Source organism: Pseudomonas frederiksbergensis, from assembly GCF_900105495.1.
GTDB lineage: Bacteria > Pseudomonadota > Gammaproteobacteria > Pseudomonadales > Pseudomonadaceae > Aquipseudomonas > Aquipseudomonas frederiksbergensis.
This window is the reverse complement of sequence record NZ_FNTF01000002.1, coordinates 5,657,931-5,676,861: the sequence shown is the minus strand read 5'-3', so window position 1 is coordinate 5,676,861 and position 18,931 is coordinate 5,657,931. Positions and strand designations below refer to the sequence as shown.

General features: G+C 60.1%; 18 protein-coding genes. 9 read left to right on the top strand and 9 right to left on the bottom strand.

Annotated elements, in window-relative coordinates; translation table 11 throughout:
• Position 1 precedes the first annotated feature (1 nt).
• Positions 2–598, bottom strand: coding sequence for an NAD(P)H:quinone oxidoreductase (gene wrbA, locus BLW70_RS26735; protein ID WP_008147989.1), 597 nt, complete (start codon positions 596–598; stop codon positions 2–4).
• Positions 595–948 carry an arsenate reductase (glutaredoxin) gene (gene arsC, locus BLW70_RS26730; protein ID WP_074879134.1) on the bottom strand — a complete coding sequence of 118 codons (354 nt, stop codon included), beginning with the start codon at positions 946–948 and terminating at the stop codon, positions 595–597. Before arsC ends, wrbA begins: the two co-directional genes overlap by 4 nt.
• Before the next feature lie 114 nt (positions 949–1,062).
• Here arsC and BLW70_RS26725 point away from each other — a divergent pair, with 114 nt between their 5' ends.
• Positions 1,063–1,530: a TlpA disulfide reductase family protein gene (locus BLW70_RS26725; RefSeq protein ID WP_074879132.1), complete on the top strand. Its 468-nt coding sequence runs from the start codon at positions 1,063–1,065 to the stop codon at positions 1,528–1,530.
• A 162-nt stretch (positions 1,531–1,692) separates the two neighbouring features.
• On the opposite strand, the gene BLW70_RS26720 is transcribed toward BLW70_RS26725, so the two are convergent.
• From BLW70_RS26720 to BLW70_RS26705, 4 genes are all read right to left on the bottom strand, one after another.
• Positions 1,693–2,097 carry an META domain-containing protein gene (locus BLW70_RS26720; protein ID WP_074879130.1) on the bottom strand — a complete coding sequence of 135 codons (405 nt, stop codon included), beginning with the start codon at positions 2,095–2,097 and terminating at the stop codon, positions 1,693–1,695.
• Complete coding sequence (locus BLW70_RS26715) at positions 2,097–2,531, bottom strand: hypothetical protein (protein ID WP_074879128.1); 435 nt, start codon at positions 2,529–2,531, stop codon at positions 2,097–2,099. The genes BLW70_RS26720 and BLW70_RS26715 overlap by 1 nt, the downstream gene beginning before the upstream one ends.
• Before the next feature lie 77 nt (positions 2,532–2,608).
• Positions 2,609–3,601, bottom strand: a complete 993-nt coding sequence (locus BLW70_RS26710; RefSeq protein WP_074879126.1) for a 2-hydroxyacid dehydrogenase — start codon at positions 3,599–3,601, stop codon at positions 2,609–2,611.
• A 227-nt stretch (positions 3,602–3,828) separates the two neighbouring features.
• Positions 3,829–6,582, bottom strand: a complete 2,754-nt coding sequence (locus BLW70_RS26705; RefSeq protein ID WP_074879124.1) for a response regulator — start codon at positions 6,580–6,582, stop codon at positions 3,829–3,831.
• Between the two features lie 214 nt (positions 6,583–6,796).
• Here BLW70_RS26705 and BLW70_RS26700 point away from each other — a divergent pair, with 214 nt between their 5' ends.
• The 8 genes from BLW70_RS26700 to BLW70_RS26665 all read left to right on the top strand — a co-directional run bounded on the left by BLW70_RS26700 (position 6,797) and on the right by BLW70_RS26665 (position 16,404).
• Positions 6,797–7,519 (top strand): response regulator transcription factor, encoded by a 723-nt coding sequence (locus BLW70_RS26700; RefSeq protein WP_074879123.1) that lies wholly within the window; start codon positions 6,797–6,799, stop codon positions 7,517–7,519.
• Positions 7,506–8,936, top strand: a complete 1,431-nt coding sequence (locus BLW70_RS26695; RefSeq protein WP_074879121.1) for a sensor histidine kinase — start codon at positions 7,506–7,508, stop codon at positions 8,934–8,936. Before BLW70_RS26700 ends, BLW70_RS26695 begins: the two co-directional genes overlap by 14 nt.
• Before the next feature lie 183 nt (positions 8,937–9,119).
• Positions 9,120–10,142 (top strand): PDDEXK nuclease domain-containing protein, encoded by a 1,023-nt coding sequence (locus BLW70_RS26690; protein WP_074879119.1) that lies wholly within the window; start codon positions 9,120–9,122, stop codon positions 10,140–10,142.
• Between the two features lie 108 nt (positions 10,143–10,250).
• Complete coding sequence (gene cysM / locus BLW70_RS26685; RefSeq protein ID WP_008148007.1) at positions 10,251–11,153, top strand: cysteine synthase CysM; 903 nt, start codon at positions 10,251–10,253, stop codon at positions 11,151–11,153.
• Positions 11,153–12,505, top strand: a complete 1,353-nt coding sequence (gene rlmD / locus BLW70_RS26680; protein WP_074879117.1) for a 23S rRNA (uracil(1939)-C(5))-methyltransferase RlmD — start codon at positions 11,153–11,155, stop codon at positions 12,503–12,505. Before cysM ends, rlmD begins: the two co-directional genes overlap by 1 nt.
• A 123-nt stretch (positions 12,506–12,628) precedes the next feature.
• Positions 12,629–14,872 (top strand): GTP diphosphokinase, encoded by a 2,244-nt coding sequence (gene relA, locus BLW70_RS26675; protein WP_074879115.1) that lies wholly within the window; start codon positions 12,629–12,631, stop codon positions 14,870–14,872.
• Positions 14,873–14,999: 127 nt separating this feature from the next.
• On the top strand, positions 15,000–15,833 hold the full coding sequence (gene mazG / locus BLW70_RS26670; RefSeq protein WP_074879113.1) for a nucleoside triphosphate pyrophosphohydrolase: 834 nt from the start codon (positions 15,000–15,002) through the stop codon (positions 15,831–15,833).
• A 28-nt stretch (positions 15,834–15,861) separates the two neighbouring features.
• Complete coding sequence (locus BLW70_RS26665; RefSeq protein WP_008148015.1) at positions 15,862–16,404, top strand: DUF2058 domain-containing protein; 543 nt, start codon at positions 15,862–15,864, stop codon at positions 16,402–16,404.
• 70 nt (positions 16,405–16,474) lie between these two features.
• Here BLW70_RS26665 and BLW70_RS26660 read toward each other — a convergent pair whose 3' ends face one another.
• The 3 genes from BLW70_RS26660 to fabA all read right to left on the bottom strand — a co-directional run bounded on the left by BLW70_RS26660 (position 16,475) and on the right by fabA (position 18,810).
• A complete protein-coding gene (locus BLW70_RS26660) occupies positions 16,475–16,663 on the bottom strand; it encodes a hypothetical protein (protein ID WP_074879111.1) in 189 nt (62 codons plus the stop codon).
• Positions 16,664–17,062: 399 nt separating this feature from the next.
• Entirely contained in the window at positions 17,063–18,283 is a 1,221-nt protein-coding gene (fabB, locus tag BLW70_RS26655; RefSeq protein ID WP_074879109.1) for a beta-ketoacyl-ACP synthase I, read from the bottom strand.
• 11 nt (positions 18,284–18,294) lie between these two features.
• Complete coding sequence (gene fabA, locus BLW70_RS26650) at positions 18,295–18,810, bottom strand: 3-hydroxyacyl-[acyl-carrier-protein] dehydratase FabA (RefSeq protein WP_008148022.1); 516 nt, start codon at positions 18,808–18,810, stop codon at positions 18,295–18,297.
• Positions 18,811–18,931: the final 121 nt, after the last annotated feature.

The following is an 18,931-nucleotide window of genomic DNA, read 5'->3' as shown; positions in this document are numbered from 1 at the left end:
GTCAGTTCCCCAGTTTCTGTGCAGTCTTCGCCAAACGCAGGCCCAAGGCCCGGCACAGTGCGACTTCATGTTCATTCAAGCCGCTTTTGCCATCGGCCCCGGCGTGATGGCTGGCGCCGTAAGGCGTGCCGCCGCCACGGGTTTCCAGCAGGGCCGATTCGCTGTAAGGCAGGCCGGTGATCAGCATGCCGTGGTGCAGCAACGGCAACATCATCGACAACAGCGTGGTTTCCTGGCCGCCGTGCAGGCTCGCGGTGGAGGTGAAAACGCCGGCCGGTTTGCCCACCAGAGCGCCGGTCAGCCACAGGTTGCTGGTGCCGTCGAGGAAGTACTTGAGCGGCGCCGCCATGTTGCCGAACCGGGTCGGGCTGCCCATGGCCAGGCCTGCGCAATTTTTCAAATCGTCGAGGCTGGCGTACAGCGCGCCTTCGTCCGGGATGTCCGGCGACACGGCTTCGCATTCGCTGGATATCGCCGGGACCGTGCGCAGCCGGGCTTCCAGGCCTGCCTGCTCGACACCACGGGCGATCTGCCGGGCCATTTCATTGGTCGAGCCGCTGCGGCTGTAATACAGGACCAGAATGTACGGCGCACTCACGGCAGTAGCTCCAGCACATTTTCCGGTGGTCGGCCGATGATGGCTTTGTCACCGACTTCGAGAATCGGTCGCTCCATCAGTTTCGGGTTGGCGGCGATGGCGGCGATCAATTGCGCCTCGCTCAGGCTGCTGTCGGCCAGGTTGAGGGTTTTGTATTCGTCCTCACCGGTGCGCAGCAGTTGCCGGGCGCTGATGCCGAGCTTGGTCAGCAGGCTCTGGATTTGCGCGGCGTCCAGCGGGGTTTCCAGGTAGCGGACCACGGTCGGGGTCAGGCCACGGGCTTCGAGCAGTTCGAGCGCACCGCGGGATTTCGAGCAGCGCGGGTTGTGATAAAGCGTCAGATCGGTCATGTGCGGTTCGCATCTTGCGTAAGGTGACGGCTATTCTAACTGTGCAGCGCGTAATCCAGAACCTTGGGAGGCGATGGGTCGCAGGCACATTCAATTTTCAACAAGGAATACGACATGACTAGGCGACTGGCAGCGGCATTGGCGATCATCGGTACGTTATTGCTGGGGGGCTGCGGTAACGACTATGGCATCGACCAGAACGGCCAGAAAGTCGCCGCCGAACGCCTGGACAAACAATGGCTGGTGCTCAATTACTGGGCTGAATGGTGCGGGCCGTGCCGAACCGAGATCCCGGAATTGAACGCGTTGGCCGATCAGCTCAAGGACAAGAAGATTGGGGTGTTCGGGGTCAACTTCGACAATGTGCAGGGGGAAGAGCTGAAAAGCGCCAGTGAAAAACTGGGCATCAAGTTCACCGTACTGGCTTCTGATCCGGCTGATCTGTTTGAGGTGCCGCGCAGTGAGGCGTTGCCGGTGACTTACATCATCGATAACAAGGGCAAGGTACGGGAACAGTTGATGGGCGAGCAGACGGCGGCGGGGGTGATGGCGAAGCTTGAGGCGTTGCAGGCGAAGAACTGAGTGCGCTGATCGTTCCCACCTGTGGCGAGGGAGCTTGCTCCCGCTCGATTGCGCAGCAATCGTAAAGCTGTGTATGCGGTGTACCTGACGACACGAAGTGGTTGGGTTTAGGGCTGCTTTGCAGCCCAGCGGGAGCAAGCTCCCTCGCCACAATTGAGAGGGTTAACCCTCTTCAAGCCACCAGCGCAAGGGTTTGCCTTCTGCCGGCCAGAAACGCATCTGGTCGATCGGCGAGACGTCCCAGCGCTGAACGTTTTCCAACGCCTGGAGGAAACGCTTTTCCTGCTCCATCAGCGCCGGCGCACACAGCTTGCGTGTGCTGCCAACCTTGCCGAAGCTCAGCTTGTCGCCTTCCAGGGTGTACGGTGCGAACCAGTGGTTGCAGCCACCGTTGCCGTAGGCCCGACCGTCGTCACCGAGGGTGATGGTCAGGTGGCTGTAATCCATCAACGGACGTTCGCCGATCCACTCCAGAATGTAGCTGCGGTTGTGTTGCAATTGCACCGGCTCGGCGGCGCAGCCCAGCAGGCTGGCGCCAACCATCGCGGACAGAGCGAGGCGTTTCATCACGCAGGCTCCTGGCATTTCGGGCACAGGTGCTTCTCGCTGACCGTGGACCAGCCCAATTCGGCAATCCGAGCAGTGGCAGCAGGCTTTTCAGCCTTGTTGCCCAGCTTGGCGTCGACCGCGAACTCGAAGCTCAGCTCTTTGGCGCAGCTGTCGCAGTTGACTTTCCAGGTGTGGATCGCCAGTTCACCGAACACCGGACCACTGGCCACCGCGACCCATTGGCCGGGCGGGTTGATCAAGTGGCGAACCGTTTCGACGGTCAGGCGCATGGACAAGTCCTTGGCGCCTTTCAGGGTCACTACCAGCACGTCGTTGTTACGAATCGAGCCGCCGTTGCCGGTGACTTGATAACGCCCCGGCACAAGGGCGCGGCATTCGGTGAGGGTGTGTTGCGGGTTCATCAGGCTATAGCGGAAATCGTGTTCGACCATGGGTCCTCCAAATATGCGCGGCATGCTAGCACGGACATCAGCGCAGCATGGAGCGGGCGTATGACCTTCGATCTGGTTCAGTCAGCCGTTACCAGATTCGCAGGCGCGCCTGCTGCCCAGGCGGCGATGTTCTGCAGGGTAGTCGCGGCAATCGCGCCCAGGGCTTCGCGGGTGAGGAAGGCCTGGTGAGCGGTGATGATCACGTTCGGAAAGGTCAGCAGCCGTGCCAGCACATCGTCCTGCAGCGGCAGGTCGGAACGGTCCTCGAAGAACAGCTGTGCCTCCTCTTCATACACATCCAGCCCCAGATAACCCAGTTGACCGTCCTTCAACGCGTCGATCAGCGCCGGCGTGTCCACCAGGCCACCGCGGCCGGTGTTGATCAGCATCGCACCCGCTTGCATGTGCGCCAGGGACTCGCGATTGATCAAGTGTTTGCTTTGTTCGTTGAGCGGGCAGTGCAGGCTGATGATCTGCGACTCGGCCAGCAGTTGCGGCAGGCTCAGGTAACGGGCGCCGAGCGCTTCGACTTGCGGGTTGGGGAAAGGGTCGTACGCCAGCAATTGGCAGCCAAAGCCGTTCATGATTTTCGCGAAGGTCGCGCCGATCTGCCCGGTGCCGACCACGCCGACGGTCTTGCCCACAAGGTCGAAGCCGGTCAGCCCGTGCAGGCTGAAATCCCCTTCGCGCGTGCGGTTGTAGGCGCGGTGCAGGCGTCGGTTGAGCGCCAGGATCAGCGCCACCGCATGTTCCGCCACTGCGTGGGGCGAGTAGGCCGGGACGCGCACAATCGCCAGCCCCAAACGTTTTGCCACTGCCAGGTCGACATGGTTGTAGCCCGCCGAACGCAGGGCGATCAGGCGTGTGCCGCCCGCGGCCAGGCGTTCGAGCACCGGCGTACTGAGGTCATCATTAATGAAGGCACAGACCACTTCGTGATGCTCCGCCAGCGCCACCGTATCAAGGCTCAGTCGCGCTGATTGAAAGTGCAGTTCAATGCCGGCGGGCAGGTCGGCACCCAGAAAACTGTCGCGATCGTAGGTCTGGCTACTGAAAAGAATCGTACGCATGCGGTCCTCCTGGAAAATTTCACGCTTTTCACGCTTTTCACGCTTTTGTAGCAGCTGGCGAAGCCTGCGTTCGGCGACGTAGTCGTCGTAAAATCAGGCGCTACGGTCTTTCAGGTAAACCGCGTTTGCCGGATTTACGACGACTACGTCGCCGAACGCAGGCTTCGCCAGCTGCTACAGAGTCCGGTGAGCTTAGCGCTGATGGTGGTCGGCGCCATTGCGTTGCATCAGGCATTTATACGGGCATGGGCGGCCAGGCGATTGATGGCCCGGTCGAGGTCTTCCAGCGCGCTGGGGGCTTTGGGGTCCTGTTGCTTGAGCAGGGTTTCGCTGCGCTGGCAGGCGGCGCGCAGTTGCGGGACGCCGCAATAACGGGTCGCGCCGTGCAGGCGATGGACGCGCTCGATCAGGGCATTGTGATCGTTGTTTTCCCGGGCGAAGCGAATCGCCTCGCGGTCGGCTTCCAGCGACGCCAGCAACATCGCCAGCATGTCCGCCGCCAGATCAGCCTTGCCGGCGGCCAGGCGCAAACCTTCTTCGTGATCGAGCACCTGCAATTCATGACTGCCGCCGTGGCTGTCGCTGGAGCGCTCCGGCCCATGATTGCGCAGCGCCAGGCCGGTCCACTTCAGCACCACTTGGGCCAGTTGCCGTTCGCTGATCGGTTTGGTCAGGTAATCGTCCATGCCGCTTTGCAGCAGCGCGCGTTTTTCGTTGGCCATGGCGTGAGCGGTGAGGGCAACGATCGGCAGCGGCGTGCAATGCCGTTCACTTTCCCACTGGCGAATCGCTTCGGTGCTTTGCCGCCCGTCCATGCCGGGCATCTGAACATCCATCAGCACCAGGTCGAAGGTTTCGGTCTGCACCGCCTTGACCGCCGCATAGCCGCTTTCCACCGCGAGGACTTTGGCGCCCAAGTCTTCGAGCAGGGTTTGCACCAGCAGCAGGTTGGCCGGGTTGTCGTCGACACACAGCACTTTTGGCGCGCGGCTGGACACCGGTTCGCCAGGTTCGCTGCGGTGCTGACGCGGGTTGACTAGGTCAGACAAGGCCCGCCGCAGCTTGCGGGTACAGGCCGGTTTGGCCTGGAGCTGGCTGTGCGGGTTGGGCACCGAGAGGTGGAACAGCGTCTGTTCGGTGGTCGGGCACAACACCAGCACCTTGCAGCCCAGGTGTTCGAGGTCCCAGATGTGCTGGTTGAGGCGCTCTGGTGGCATGTCGTTGCTGGTGATGCCGAGCACCGCCAGGTCGATCGCCTGATCGGTCTGATGCGCGCCGGTCACGCCATTGGTCAGGCTTTCCAAGGTATTGAACGGAGTGACTTCGAGGCCACAGTCTTCCAGTTGATGCTGCAATGCCTGACGGGCCAGTTCGTGATTTTCCAGCACGGCCACCCGACGCCCGAGTAACGGCGGACCGGGCAGGTCTTCGGCGTCGTCGCGGGTTTTGGGCAGGCTCAGGCTGATCCAGAATTCCGAGCCTTCGCCCGGCGTACTGTCGACACCGATCTCGCCGCCCATCTGTTCGATCAGGCGTTTGGAAATCACCAGCCCCAGACCGGTGCCACCCGGTTGCCGGGACAGCGAGTTGTCCGCCTGGCTGAAGGCCTGGAACAAGGCGCGCACGTCCTGGTTCGACAGCCCGATGCCGGTGTCCTGGATGCTGATGCGCAGTTGCACGCTGTCTTCGTGCTCTTCCTCAAGCATGGCGCGGGCGACGATGGTGCCTTCGCGGGTGAACTTGATCGCATTGCTGACCAGGTTGGTGAGGATCTGCTTGAGCCGTAGCGGATCGCCTACCAATGACAGCGGCGTATCGCGATAAACCAGGCTCACCAGCTCCAATTGCTTGGCGTGGGCGGCCGGGGCGAGGATGGTCAGTGTGTCCTGGAGCAGGTCGCGCAAGTTGAACGGGATATTGTCGAGCACCAGTTTGCCGGCCTCGATTTTCGAGAAATCGAGAATCTCGTTGATGATCCCCAGCAGGCTGTCGGCGGATTTTTCGATGGTGCCCAGATAGTCGAGCTGGCGCGGGGTCAGCTCGCTTTTTTGCAGCAGATGCGTGAAGCCTAGAATGCCGTTGAGCGGCGTGCGGATTTCATGGCTCATGTTGGCCAGGAACTCGGATTTGATCCGGCTGGCTTCAAGGGCTTCCTTGCGCGCCAGGTCCAGTTCGATGTTCTGGATCTCGATGGTTTCCAGGTTCTGGCGCACGTCTTCGGTGGCCTGGTCGATGCTGTGTTGCAATTCTTCCTGCGCGTTCTGCAGGGTGCCGGCCATGCGGTTGATGCCCGACGCCAGTGTGTCCAGCTCCTGGCTGCCGAGGGGCGGCAGACGGGTTTCCAGATGACCGTCCTTGAGTTGCGCTACCGCTTGCTTGATCTGGCTCAGCGGTCGATTGATGCTGCGGCCCATGCGCAACGCCAGCAGCGCCGCACCGGCCAGGCCTGCGCCGATCAGCAACAGGCTGGCGAACAGGCTGCGGTAACCGCGCAGCAGCATGCCGTTGTGGGACAGTTCGAGCTCGACCCAGCCCAGCAGGCGATCGGCTTCGTCGGGAATCAGGTCGCCGGCCAGATTGCGATGCTTGCCGAACACCGGCAGCAAGTAACGCGTCGCGTCATTGCCGCTGCGGCGCAGCATCTGCGCACCGTTGCCGACCGGCGCCTGATTGAGCATGGTCGGCCCGGCATGGGCCAACAAAGAGCGGTCGGGGGCGAGGAACGATACGGCGCGAACGTCCGATTGTTCCAGCGATTGGGTGGCGATGCGTTCCAAAAGCTCGGTGTTCTTGTGGCCCATGGCCGGGGCCACCAGCGGCGCCAGTTGTTCGGCGATCATCTCGCCACGCTGCATGAGCTGGGTTTGCAGGTCGGATTGCTGCATCCAGGTGAAATAACCGCCCAGAACCAAGGCCATCAGGCTGGTCGGCAACAGGGTCAGCAATAACACGCGGCCTTTAATTCCAAGTTTTTTGAGCACGCATCTCTCCTGCATCCAGCGATTTAACGACCTGCACGTACGTCCAGCACGCGCCATTTGCGCAGTGTAGCGATTTGCAGGCGGGCAATCTTCGTAAAATTGATGTCGGCATTCGTCGGCTGGATCAACACTTTTACCTTACGGGCAAACCTTGTGTTGCCCGCAGCGAGGCAATCTTTAATAATCGTCAACTGAGAATTATTTGCAGATAGTCATGACTCCCATCACTGCTGGCCATCCTCGTATCCTGTCTATAGAAGACGACCTCGTACTCGGTGCTTATGTTCATGAGCATCTGGGACGTTGCGGTTTTCAGGTGACGTGGTGCCAGAACGGACTGGAAGGCTTGACCATCGCTCGCCAGCAAGCGTTCGACGTGGTGCTGATGGATATTCTGCTGCCGGGCCTGGATGGGCTGAACGTACTGACGCAGTTGCGTCAGAGCCATTCCACCCCGGTGGTACTGATGTCGGCGCTCGGTGCCGAGGCGGATCGCATCAGTGGTTTTCGCCTGGGCGCCGATGATTACCTGCCCAAACCTTTCAGCATGGTCGAGTTGCGGGTGCGCATCGAAGCGATCCTGCGACGGGTCGCGCTCGACCGCCGGCCAGCGCCGGCACCGATTGCGCCTTCGGCGGACAGCCTGCGTTTCGACGATGAAGGCTGTGATGTCTTTTATGGCGAATACGCTGCCGGCCTGACCCGCAGCGAATACCGGCTGCTGGAAACGCTGAACCGCAATGGCGATGAAGTCCTGAGCAAAGCCTTCCTCTACCAGCATGTGCTGCAGCGCGGTTACGCGCCCCATGACCGCAGCCTCGACATGCACATCAGTCAGATCCGCCGCAAGCTCAAGGCTGTCGGCTACCTCGAGCGCGAAGTGCGCACGGTGTGGGGCAAGGGTTACGTATTGAGTGCTGTCGATGAAGTGGACTGAGCTGCCGGGCAGGCATTCGCTGTTCTGGAAACTGGCGTGTTTGTTGGTGGCGTTCTGTCTGCTGATGATCTGGCTCAGTTGGTCCTGGGGCCGCTACATGGAAAAGAAAAACCTGTTCCTGTCCGACGAGGCACGGGGCACGCTGATGCGCTACGCCGCCGAGGCGGAGCAGGCGTGGAATAAGCGCCAGAGTGCAGGCGTCGATGAATGGTTGCACGATGTCGGCCATCGCGAGTCGACATGGGTCGGTGTGATTGGCGGCGATTTGCAGTCATTGAGCAGTTACCCGCTGACGGAAAAAGAAACCCGGCGCCTGACCTTTTTACGCGGCCTGGATTGGCCGACGAGTCGTCATACCAAAGGATTGCCATGGTTGAGAGTGCCATTTCCCAAGGATCCGTCCGCCGGCAGTCTGGTGATCGAACTGCCCCAGCGTTTCGTGCCCGGCCGTTACCGGGTGATCTGGCGGGTGATCACCAACGGGGTGATTCCCGGCTTGTTCACCTTGCTGCTGTGCGTCGGACTGTATCGGTTGCTGGTTGTGCCTTTGAACAGTCTGCGCGAACAGGCCAATGCCTGGCGTGCCGACCAGTTGAACGTGCGGTTGTCGAGCCGTATCACCAATCGCCCGGATGAGTTGGGTGAACTGGGTCGAGCCTTCGATCACATGTCCGAGCGTCTGCAAAGCACAGTGGCCCTGCAACAACAACTGCTGCGCGACTTGTCCCACGAACTGCGCACGCCACTGAGTCGCCTGCGGGTGGCCAGCGAAAGCGAGCAGGGGCTGACGCAATTGCGCGAACGCATTGGCCGAGAGGTCGATGGCATGCAGCGACTGGTCGAAGACACCCTGCAACTGGCCTGGCTCGACACCGAGCGCACTCGGTTGCCCGATGAATCGATCCAGGTTCAGGCGTTGTGGGAAATGCTCACGGAAAATGCCTGCTATGAAAGTGGCTGGCCGGCGAGCCAGTTGCAGTGCGCGGTGGATTCTTCCTGCTGGGTGCGCGGCCATCTCAATACGTTGGCTCAAGCGCTGGAAAACATCCTGCGCAATGCCATTCGTCATTCACCGCAGGGCGGCGTTGTGCGTTTGGGTGGGCGGCGCGATGGCGACTTCTGGCACGTGTGGCTGGAGGATGAGGGCGGCGGGGTGGCTGATGAAGATCTGGAACGGATCTTCTCGCCGTTCATCCGACTCGACGGATCGCGGCCGGGGGATGGTGGATTTGGCTTGGGGTTGAGCATTGCGAGGAATGCGGTGCAGCGCCAGGGGGGGCGGCTTTGGGCTGAGAATTCTGGGGCGGGGTTGCGGCTGAATATGCGGTTGGTGGCGGATGACGGTGGAGTCAGTGACGACGCTATCGCGAGCAGGCTCACTCCCACATTGGATGGGTGTCGGCCGCAAATGGTGTGATCAACCCCCTAACCCTGTAGGAGCGAGCCTGCTCGCGATGAGGCCCTCCCAGCTACAACCGTTCTAACTTTGCCGGAGCGTTCCCGTTATTTTGTACGACCTTTCCTAAAGGTCATTGCCGACACCTTGTGCCTGATTCGACGGAATAGACTCACGTTTTCCTTCGTCCTCCAGGAGTTCGGCATGACTGCACCCAGCGTCCCCGGCAGCACAACCGAAGACCGTTTCAATGAAGTGCTTGCGCTGATTCAAAGTGCCAAGCAGCAGGCCATGCAGGCGGTGAATACCCAGTTGATCGAGCTGTATTGGCAGGTGGGTGCTTACATCAGTCGCAAGCTGGAAAAAGCCGAATGGGGCGATTCTGTGGTCAGCCAGTTGGCCGAGCATCTGGCTCAGACTCAACCGGGGTTGCGTGGGTTTACCCGCCCCAATCTGTTTCGCATGCGTCAATTCTACGAAACTTATCGCGGCGACGAGAAAGTCTCACCGCTGGTGAGACAAATATCCTGGACTCATAATCTAGTCATCTTCAGCCTGGGCAAACTGCCGGAGGAGCGGGAGTTCTACCTGCGTATGGCAGTTAAGGAAAAATGGTCGAAGCGTGAACTGGAGCGTCAGTTCAAAGCTGCACTGTTCGAGCGAAGCGTGACCCAACCAGCAAAAGCCTCTGCAGTGCTGAGACAAACTCACCCTGAGGCACTGAACGTGTTCCGCGACGCCTATATGCTCGAGTTTCTCGACTTGCCCTCCGACCATGGCGAAACCGATCTGCATAAAGGGTTGCTGGCGCGCCTCAAGGAGTTTCTGATCGAACTGGGTCGCGACTTTTGTTTTGTCGGCTCTGAACACCCGATGCAAGTCGGCGGGCGTGATTTCGCCCTGGATCTGCTGTTCTTCCACCGTGGGCTCAACTGCCTGGTGGCCATTGAGCTTAAGGTCGGCCGTTTTGAGCCGGAGTATTTGGGCAAGCTGAACTTCTATCTGGAAGCGCTGGATCGCAAAGAGCGCAAACCCCACGAAAACCCGGCCATTGGTGTGTTGCTGTGTGCCAGCAAGGATGACGAGGTGGTCGAGTACGCCCTTAACCGCAGCTTGTCGCCAGCGCTGATCGCTGAATACCAGGTGCAGCTACCGGACAAACAGTTGTTGCAAGCCAAGTTGCATGAGTTCTATGCATTGAATGTCGCGCAAAGCGAAGAGTACTGATCCAGCCCCTTATTCCCATAAACCATAAGCACCGTACTTTGCGTGATATGGCCTTCGAAGGTTTGCCGGTATGATAGGCGCCCCCGCAGTCTGGATTGCGAATACGCCATGACCTTGCAGTACCCAACCATCGCCGATTGCGTCGGCAACACTCCGCTGGTCCGTTTGCAGCGCCTGCCTGGCGCCACCAGCAATACCCTTTTGCTCAAGCTCGAAGGGAATAACCCGGCGGGTTCGGTCAAGGACCGTCCGGCGCTGTCGATGATCACCCGCGCTGAATTGCGCGGGCAGATCCACGTCGGCGATACGCTGATCGAAGCGACCTCGGGTAACACCGGGATCGCCCTCGCGATGGCCGCCGCGATCAAGGGTTACAAGATGATCCTGATCATGCCGGACAACTCCAGCGCCGAGCGTAAAGCCGCGATGACGGCGTATGGCGCCGAGCTGATTTTGGTGACCCAGGAAGAGGGCATGGAAGGCGCCCGCGACCTCGCCCAGCGCATGGAAGCCGAAGGCCGCGGCAAGGTGCTGGATCAGTTCGCCAACGGGGACAACCCCGAAGCGCACTACACCACCACCGGCCCGGAAATCTGGCGTCAGACCGAAGGCACCATCACCCATTTCGTCAGCTCCATGGGCACCACCGGTACCATCATGGGCGTCTCGCGCTACTTGAAAGAGCAGAACGAGAGCGTGCAGATCATCGGTCTGCAACCGATGGAAGGCTCGGCGATCCCGGGCATTCGTCGCTGGCCGCAGGAATACCTGCCGAAGATCTACCAGGCCGAGCGCGTGGACCGGATCGTCGACATGGCGCAAAGCGAAGCCGAAGACGTGACCCGTCGTCTGGCCCGCGAAGAAGGCATCTTCTGCGGCGTGTCCTCGGGCGGTGCGGTGGCAGCGATGCTGCGCCTGTCCAAAGAAGTTGAAAACGCGGTGATCGTCGCGATCATCTGCGACCGTGGCGACCGTTACTTGTCGACCGGCATTTTCGACGCGCCCAACTGATGGCCAAGCAAGAGAGAGGCCTGCGCTTCCAGCCCACCGGCGGCAGCAAGGCCCCGCAAATTCCGACTGGCAAAAAGCAGCGCTTGAGTATCGAGCGCCTGGCTAATGACGGTCGCGGTATCGCGTTTTTTGAAGGTCGCACCTGGTTCGTCATCGGTGCATTGGCCGGTGAAGAAGTCGAAGCACGCGTGTTGGGTGCCCACGGCAAAGTGGTCGAGGCGCGCACTGAGCGGGTGTTCCAGGCCAGCGAACTGCGCCGCCCGGCACCATGTCCGCATGCCGGTCGCTGTGGCGGTTGCAGCGTGCAACATTTGCCGCACAACGAACAACTCGCCCTGAAACAGCGCATGCTCGCCGAGCAATTGTCCAAGGTCGCCGGTGTTGAACCCGAAGAGTGGGCCGCGCCGTTGAGCGGTGCGGAATTCGGTTACCGGCGTCGCGCCCGAGTGGCGGTGCGCTGGGACATGAAGGCGAAAAAACTCGAAGTCGGTTTCCGCGCCGCTGGCAGTCAGGACATCGTTGCGATCAACGAATGCACGGTGCTGGTACAGCCCTTGCAACCAATCATGACCCGCTTGCCGGAAATGCTCCGGCGCTTGAGCAAACCTCAGGCGCTGGGGCATGTGGAATTGTTCAGCGGTTCGTCGTTGGCGGTGTTGCTGCGGCACATGGCGCCGCTGTCCGACGCCGACATGACGATCCTCAAGGATTTCTGCGCGTTCCATGAAGCCCAGTTGTGGCTGCACGGTGACGGTGAACCGCAACCGGTCGAGGCTGACCAGTCGTTGGGTTATCGACTGGAACAGTGGGATTTGGACCTGGCGTACCGACCGGGAGATTTCATCCAGGTCAACGCCGGGGTCAACGAAGCGATGATCGCCCAGGCGTTGGAGTGGCTGAAGCCGACGGCGGATGAACGCGTTCTCGATCTATTCTGTGGCTTGGGTAACTTTGCCTTGCCGCTGGCCAAGGTCGTTCGCGAAGTGGTGGCGGTGGAAGGTGTGCAGGCGATGGTCGAGCGGGCAGCCGCGAACGCTGCTAGCAACAATCTTCATAATGCGAAGTTTTTTCAGGCCGATTTATCCCAGCCTTTGACCGATGCCGAATGGGCGCGCGAAGGCTTTTGTGCGGTACTCTTGGACCCACCGCGTGACGGTGCTTTCGAGGCAGTGCGCAAGCTTGCGTCCCTGGGCGCCAAACGGTTGGTGTATGTGTCGTGCAATCCGGCAACGCTGGCGCGCGATACGGTCGAATTGATCAAGCAGGGCTACCGGTTAAAACGTGCCGGGATTCTCGATATGTTTCCTCAGACGGCACATGTCGAGGCCATGGCGTTATTTGAAGCGAGCTAGGACGGCTCGTCTGGTCCGACTGGCCCGCCCGTGCAGCCGCGTATTAGCCCTTACGTGGGCACACGGGCAACGAAGGTCAGCGATTTGACGCATTGAATCTGCGTCGTAGGGAAGGTAAGCAAGATGGTACAGGTGAGAGCACACCAGCCGATCAACACCGACGGCAGTATCAATCTCGAGGCTTGGCTCGATCATGCGGTCAGTGTCGATCCGGCACTGGATCGCGAAGCCTTGAAGGAAGCGTGCGAGTTTGCTCGTGCGTCTGAACAACAAGCCAATGCGGCGAAAAACCTGTGGTCCGAAGGGACCTCGAGTTTCCGTACGGGCCTTGAGATCGCCGAGATTCTCGCCGACCTCAAACTCGATCAGGATTCGTTGGTGGCCGCGATCCTGTATCGCGGCGTGCGCGAAGGCCAGATCGAGTTGCCGGCGATCAGCCAGCGCTTCGGCCCGGTGGTCGCCAAACTCATCGACGGCGTGTTGCGCATGGCGGCGATCAGCGCCAGCCTCAGCCCCCGCCAATCCCTGGTGCTGGGCACGCAGGGCCAGGTCGAAAACCTGCGCAAGATGCTGGTCGCCATGGTCGACGACGTTCGCGTTGCGCTGATCAAACTGGCCGAACGCACCTGCGCCATCCGTGCGGTGAAAACCGCCGATGACGAAAAACGCAACCGCGTCGCCCGTGAAGTCTTCGACATCTACGCACCTTTGGCTCATCGTCTCGGTATCGGTCACATCAAGTGGGAACTGGAGGACTTGTCCTTCCGCTACCTTGAGCCCGATCAGTACAAGCAGATCGCCAAGTTGCTCCACGAGCGACGTCTGGATCGCGAGCGCTTCATCAGCGATGTGATGAGCCAGTTGAAGAACGAGCTGACCGCCACCGGCGTCGATGCCGACATCAGCGGCCGGGCCAAACACATCTATTCGATCTGGCGCAAAATGCAGCGCAAGGGTCTGGAATTCAGCCAGATCTACGATGTGCGCGCCGTTCGCGTGCTGGTGCCGGAAATGCGCGACTGCTACACCGCGCTCGGCATCGTCCACACCCTGTGGCGGCATATCCCGAAAGAATTCGACGACTACATCGCCAACCCGAAAGAGAACGGCTATCGCTCGCTGCACACCGCAGTGATCGGCCCCGAGGGCAAGGTGCTGGAAGTGCAGATCCGCACCCATGCCATGCACGAAGAAGCCGAACTGGGCGTGTGCGCGCACTGGAAGTACAAGGGCACCGACGTCAAGTCCGGCTCCAACCACTACGAAGAGAAAATCTCCTGGCTGCGTCAGGTCCTCGAGTGGCATGAAGAGTTGGGCGATATCGGCGGCCTGGCTGAACAGCTGCGGGTCGATATCGAGCCGGACCGGGTCTACATCTTTACCCCGGACGGTCACGCCATCGACTTGCCGAAGGGCGCGACGCCGCTGGACTTCGCCTACCGCGTGCACACCGAAATCGGTCACAACTGCCGTGGCGCGAAGATCAACGGGCGCATCGTGCCGCTCAACTACAGCCTGCAAACCGGTGAACAGGTCGAGATCATCACCAGCAAGCACGGCACCCCGAGCCGCGACTGGCTGAACCCGAACCTGGGTTACATCACCACCTCGCGGGCACGGGCGAAGATTGTTCACTGGTTCAAATTGCAGGCGCGCGACCAGAACGTCGCCGCCGGTAAAACCTTGCTGGAGCGTGAACTCAGTCGCCTCGGTCTGCCAGCGGTGGATTTCGACAAGCTGGCCGAAAAGGCCAACATGAAGGGTGCCGAAGACATGTTCGCCGCGTTGGGCGCAGGCGATTTGCGTCTGGCGCAACTGGTGAACCTGGCGCAGCAACTGGTCGAGCCGGAGCGCGGCAACGAACAGCTGGAACTGATTCCGCGCAAGGCCACCGGCTACAAACCGGGCAAGCGCGGCGACATCCAGATCCAGGGCGTCGGCAACCTCATGACCCAGATGGCCGGCTGCTGCCAGCCGCTGCCGGGGGATGCGATCGTCGGTTACATCACCGTGGGCCGCGGCGTGAGCATTCACCGTCAGGACTGCGCCTCGGTGCTGCAACTGGGCAGCCGCGAACCCGAGCGGATCATCCAGGTCAGCTGGGGGCCGGTGCCGGTACTCACCTATCCGGTGGACATCATCATCCGCGCCTACGACCGGTCCGGCCTGCTGCGTGACGTTTCGCAAGTGCTGCTCAACGAGCGGATCAACGTGCTGGCGGTCAACACCCGCTCGAACAAAGAGGACAACACCGCGTTGATGTCCCTGACCATCGAGATTCCGGGGCTGGATGCATTGGGGAGGTTGCTGGGTCGGATTTCCCAGTTGCCGAACATCATCGAAACCCGCCGTAACCGGACGCCTTGAAGATGACCAATGTGGGAGCGAGCCTGCTCGCGATGGCGGTATTTCAGTCGACATCTGTGTTGTCTGCCAGTCCGCTATCATCGCGAGCTGGCTCGCTCCCACAGGTTTTTGTGATGAGACATGATTGATGTACAGCCTTGAAGACTTGCTGCACCTGATGAGCCGTCTGCGCGACCCGCAATATGGCTGCCCGTGGGACATCAAGCAAACCTACGAAACCATCGTCCCGCACACCCTTGAAGAAGCCTACGAAGTCGCCGACGCCATCGAGCGCGGTGACTTCGATCACTTGCAGGGTGAGTTGGGGGATTTGCTGTTCCAGGTGGTTTATTACAGCCAGCTGGCGCGGGAAGAAGGGCGCTTCGAATTCGCCGGTGTCATCGACAGCATCACCCGCAAATTGATTCGTCGTCATCCGCACGTGTTTCCTACCGGTGATCTGTACGCGCCGCTGGATGTTCCGCGGCTGAATGAAGATCAGGTCAAGCAGCGCTGGGAAGAGATCAAGGCCGAAGAGCGCGCCGAGAAATCATCCACGCCAATGCAGCTGTCCTTGCTTGACGACGTACCCGCAGCACTGCCGGCATTGTCCCGTTCGGCGAAGCTGCAGAAGCGCGCGGGGCAGGTCGGGTTCGACTGGCCGGACGCCTTGCCGGTGCTCGACAAAGTGCGCGAAGAGCTCGATGAAGTGCTCGAAGCCATGGCCGACAATGACTCGGCAGCGATTGCCGATGAAGTCGGTGATTTGTTGTTTTCCGTGGTCAATCTGGCGCGTCATCTCAAGGTCGATCCCGAAACTGCACTGCGTGGCGCCAACAGCAAGTTCGAAAGACGCTTCCGTTTTATCGAACAGGCATTGCGCGACACCCACCGTCCCATAGAAGATTGCACCCTCGAAGAGTTGGACGCCTTGTGGGGCGAAGCCAAACGTCAGGAAAAGAATTTGCCCAGCTGCGGTTGAGCAGTTGCCTAAGTGAGTAATAAGCACCATGAGCATTTCCCTTCGCGACCAGTTGCTCAAAGCAGGGCTGGTCAACCAGAAGCAGGCCAAACAGGTCGGCAAAGAGAAGCAGAAACAGCAGCGTCTGGCCCACAAAGGTCAGATCGAACTTGATGACTCGCAGCAGCGGGCGGCTCAGGAAGCCATGGCCGAGAAGGTCAAGCGCGATCAGGAGCTGAACCGTCAGCAACAGGAGAAGGCCGAGGCCAAGGCTCGCGCAGCCCAGGTCAAACAGTTGATCGAAGTCTCGCGTCTGCCGAAGCTGACGACCGAGGACTACTACAACTTCGTCGACGACAAGAAGGTCAAGCGCATCTGCGTCAACACGCTGATGCGCAACAAGCTCAGCAGCGGTTCGCTGGCCATCGTGCACCATGCCGGCGGTTATGAAGTGATCCCGCGTGAGGCGGCCCTGAAGATCCAGGAGCGCGATCCACAGCGTATCGTGCAGATGAACGTGAAGACCGAAGAAGTCGCTGCCGAAGACGATCCGTACGCGGCCTATCAGATCCCGGACGATCTGATGTGGTAAGTCGATAAAGGCTGCAACAACGACAAACCCCGCTCATGGCGGGGTTTGTCGTTTTCAATGCTGTCATTGCTTATGCGGATTGGAGCGCTCGTTGCTGCTCCAGTTTTTCCAGTTCGGCCTTGTAGCTGCGGGCATCGGTTTCGGAGTGGAACATCCCCACCAGCATGTCTTGTTGATGCACGTCCCAGATCCGGAGACCGGCGGCTATGCCTTCGTGGGACTTATGTGAATCGTCGCGTTCAGTTACTTTTACAGTCATCTGCTAGCTCCAATCTCTGTTATCTGCAGCAAGGCGTGTGCAGGACTCCGTTATAGGTTTTGTTAGCCTGCTAAGTAAATGGCTGAGTCTGGTAACGGATTTTTGCAAAATCAGAGAAAATCCTGCAGCCCTTGAAACACGTGGCATTTGGTCGCAGGCCGCTGGGTTTCATGACAAAAGCTTCATGTTCGCATTGACGAAAATGTCTGGCTTCACACAAAACCTGTGGGAGTGAGCCTGCTCGCAATAGCGGTCTCATTCATACAGAAATGTTGAATGTGGTGCCGTCATCGCGAGCAGGCTCGCTCCCACAGGATTGCGGTGTTCAATCTTTCAGGCACAAAAAAACGCCCCGAACCAGTCGGGGCGTTTTTGTGTGCAGCTTAGAAGGGCGGGGTATTACTTACCGGCCCAGCGCTTCAGTACCAGCGTGGCATTGGTGCCACCGAAGCCGAAGCTGTTGCTCATCACGGTGTTGATGGTGGCGTCTTCACGAGTCTTGGTCAGGATCGGCATGTCAGCCACTTCCGGGTCCAGTTCGTCGATGTTGGCGGAACCCGCCATGAAGTTGCCTTCCATCATCAGCATGCAGTAGATCGCTTCGTGAACGCCGGCGGCGCCCAGGGAGTGACCCGACAGGCTCTTGGTGGAGCTGATGGCCGGAGCCTTGTCACCGAACACTTCACGCACACCTTTCATTTCCATGACGTCGCCGACCGGAGTCGAGGTGCCGTGGGTGTTCAGGTAGTCGATCGGAGCGTCAACGGTGGACATGGCCATCTGCATGCAGCGGATGGCGCCTTCGCCGCTTGGAGCGACCATGTCGTAGCCGTCGGAGGTCGCGCCATAGCCAACGATTTCCGCGTAGATCTTCGCGCCACGGGCCAGAGCGTGTTCCAGCTCTTCGACCACGACCATGCCGCCACCGCCGGCGATGACGAAACCGTCACGCTTGGCGTCGTAGGCACGGGAAGCTTTTTCCGGGGTTTCGTTGTACTGGCTGGACAGTGCGCCCATGGCGTCGAACAGGAACGATTGGCTCCAATGCTCTTCTTCACCGCCACCGGCGAACACGATGTCCTGCTTGCCCATCTGGATCTGTTCCATGGCGTTACCGATGCAGTGAGCACTGGTGGCGCAGGCAGATGCGATGGAGTAGTTCAGGCCCTTGATCTTGAACGGCGTGGCCAGGCAAGCGGAAACGGTGCTGCTCATGGTCCGCGTTACACGGTACGGGCCAACGCGTTTCACGCCTTTCTCGCGCAGGATGTCCAGCGCTTCCATCTGGTTCAGCGTGGAGGCACCACCGGAACCGGCGATCAGGCCGGTACGCGGATTGGAGACTTGCTCATCGGTCAGACCGGAGTCGGCGATGGCGTCTTTCATGGCCAGGTAGGCGTAAGCCGCCGCGTGGCCGACGAAGCGAAAGATCTTGCGATCGATCAGCTCTTCGAGGGGAAGGTCAATGGAGCCGGAAACCTGGCTACGCAGACCCATTTCGGCATATTCCGGGTTGAACCGGATGCCAGGGCGGCTTGCACGCAGGTTAGCGGAGACGGTCTCTTTGTCATTGCCCAGGCACGAAACGATGCCCAGACCAGTGATAACGACGCGGCGCATGCGGATAACCCTTAGAAGTTGTCAGTGGAGGTGAAAACGCCGACCCGAAGGCCTTCGGCGGTGTAGATCTCGCGGCCGTCGACGCTGACCGAACCATCGGCGATGGCCAGGTTCAGCTTGCCTTTCAGTACACGCTTGATCTGAATGTTATAGGTTACTTTCTTGGCGGTCGGCAGAACCTGACCAAAGAATTTCACTTCGCCCGAACCCAGGGCGCGACCGCGGCCCGGCAGACCTTGCCAGCCGAGGAAGAAACCGACCAGTTGCCACATGGCGTCGAGGCCCAGGCAGCCTGGCATCACCGGATCGCCTTCGAAATGGCAGGCGAAGAACCACAGGTCCGGAGTGATATCCAGCTCGGCGACCAATTCACCCTTGCCGTACTTGCCACCCTCGGCGCTGATATGGGTGATGCGATCCACCATCAACATGTTCGGGGCGGGCAGTTGTGCGTTACCTGGGCCGAACAGCTCACCGCGACTGCAGCGCAGCAGGTCTTCCCGAGTAAAGGCGTTTTGTTGGGTCATGCGAGCTCCTCAATAGTCCCATGCGGCAGGTGGGGCAAATCTTCCCGGCCGATCGAAGCGTTCATGCCTCGAGTCAGCAGCCTACTCATAGACTATTGCGTTGTGGTGAAAGTCACAGCAC

Excerpts from the sequence above, each read along its gene's own strand:
- arsC (WP_074879134.1), bottom strand. The coding sequence starts at position 948 with ATGACCGATCTGACGCTTTATCACAACCCGCGCTGCTCGAAATCCCGC.
- BLW70_RS26725 (WP_074879132.1), top strand. The coding sequence starts at position 1,063 with ATGACTAGGCGACTGGCAGCGGCATTGGCGATCATCGGTACGTTATTG.
- BLW70_RS26720 (WP_074879130.1), bottom strand. The coding sequence starts at position 2,097 with ATGAAACGCCTCGCTCTGTCCGCGATGGTTGGCGCCAGCCTGCTGGGC.
- BLW70_RS26715 (WP_074879128.1), bottom strand. The coding sequence starts at position 2,531 with ATGGTCGAACACGATTTCCGCTATAGCCTGATGAACCCGCAACACACC.
- BLW70_RS26710 (WP_074879126.1), bottom strand. The coding sequence starts at position 3,601 with ATGCGTACGATTCTTTTCAGTAGCCAGACCTACGATCGCGACAGTTTT.
- BLW70_RS26700 (WP_074879123.1), top strand. The coding sequence starts at position 6,797 with ATGACTCCCATCACTGCTGGCCATCCTCGTATCCTGTCTATAGAAGAC.
- BLW70_RS26695 (WP_074879121.1), top strand. The coding sequence starts at position 7,506 with ATGAAGTGGACTGAGCTGCCGGGCAGGCATTCGCTGTTCTGGAAACTG.
- BLW70_RS26690 (WP_074879119.1), top strand. The coding sequence starts at position 9,120 with ATGACTGCACCCAGCGTCCCCGGCAGCACAACCGAAGACCGTTTCAAT.
- cysM (WP_008148007.1), top strand. The coding sequence starts at position 10,251 with ATGACCTTGCAGTACCCAACCATCGCCGATTGCGTCGGCAACACTCCG.
- rlmD (WP_074879117.1), top strand. The coding sequence starts at position 11,153 with ATGGCCAAGCAAGAGAGAGGCCTGCGCTTCCAGCCCACCGGCGGCAGC.
- relA (WP_074879115.1), top strand. The coding sequence starts at position 12,629 with ATGGTACAGGTGAGAGCACACCAGCCGATCAACACCGACGGCAGTATC.
- mazG (WP_074879113.1), top strand. The coding sequence starts at position 15,000 with ATGTACAGCCTTGAAGACTTGCTGCACCTGATGAGCCGTCTGCGCGAC.
- BLW70_RS26665 (WP_008148015.1), top strand. The coding sequence starts at position 15,862 with ATGAGCATTTCCCTTCGCGACCAGTTGCTCAAAGCAGGGCTGGTCAAC.
- BLW70_RS26660 (WP_074879111.1), bottom strand. The coding sequence starts at position 16,663 with ATGACTGTAAAAGTAACTGAACGCGACGATTCACATAAGTCCCACGAA.
- fabB (WP_074879109.1), bottom strand. The coding sequence starts at position 18,283 with ATGCGCCGCGTCGTTATCACTGGTCTGGGCATCGTTTCGTGCCTGGGC.
- fabA (WP_008148022.1), bottom strand. The coding sequence starts at position 18,810 with ATGACCCAACAAAACGCCTTTACTCGGGAAGACCTGCTGCGCTGCAGT.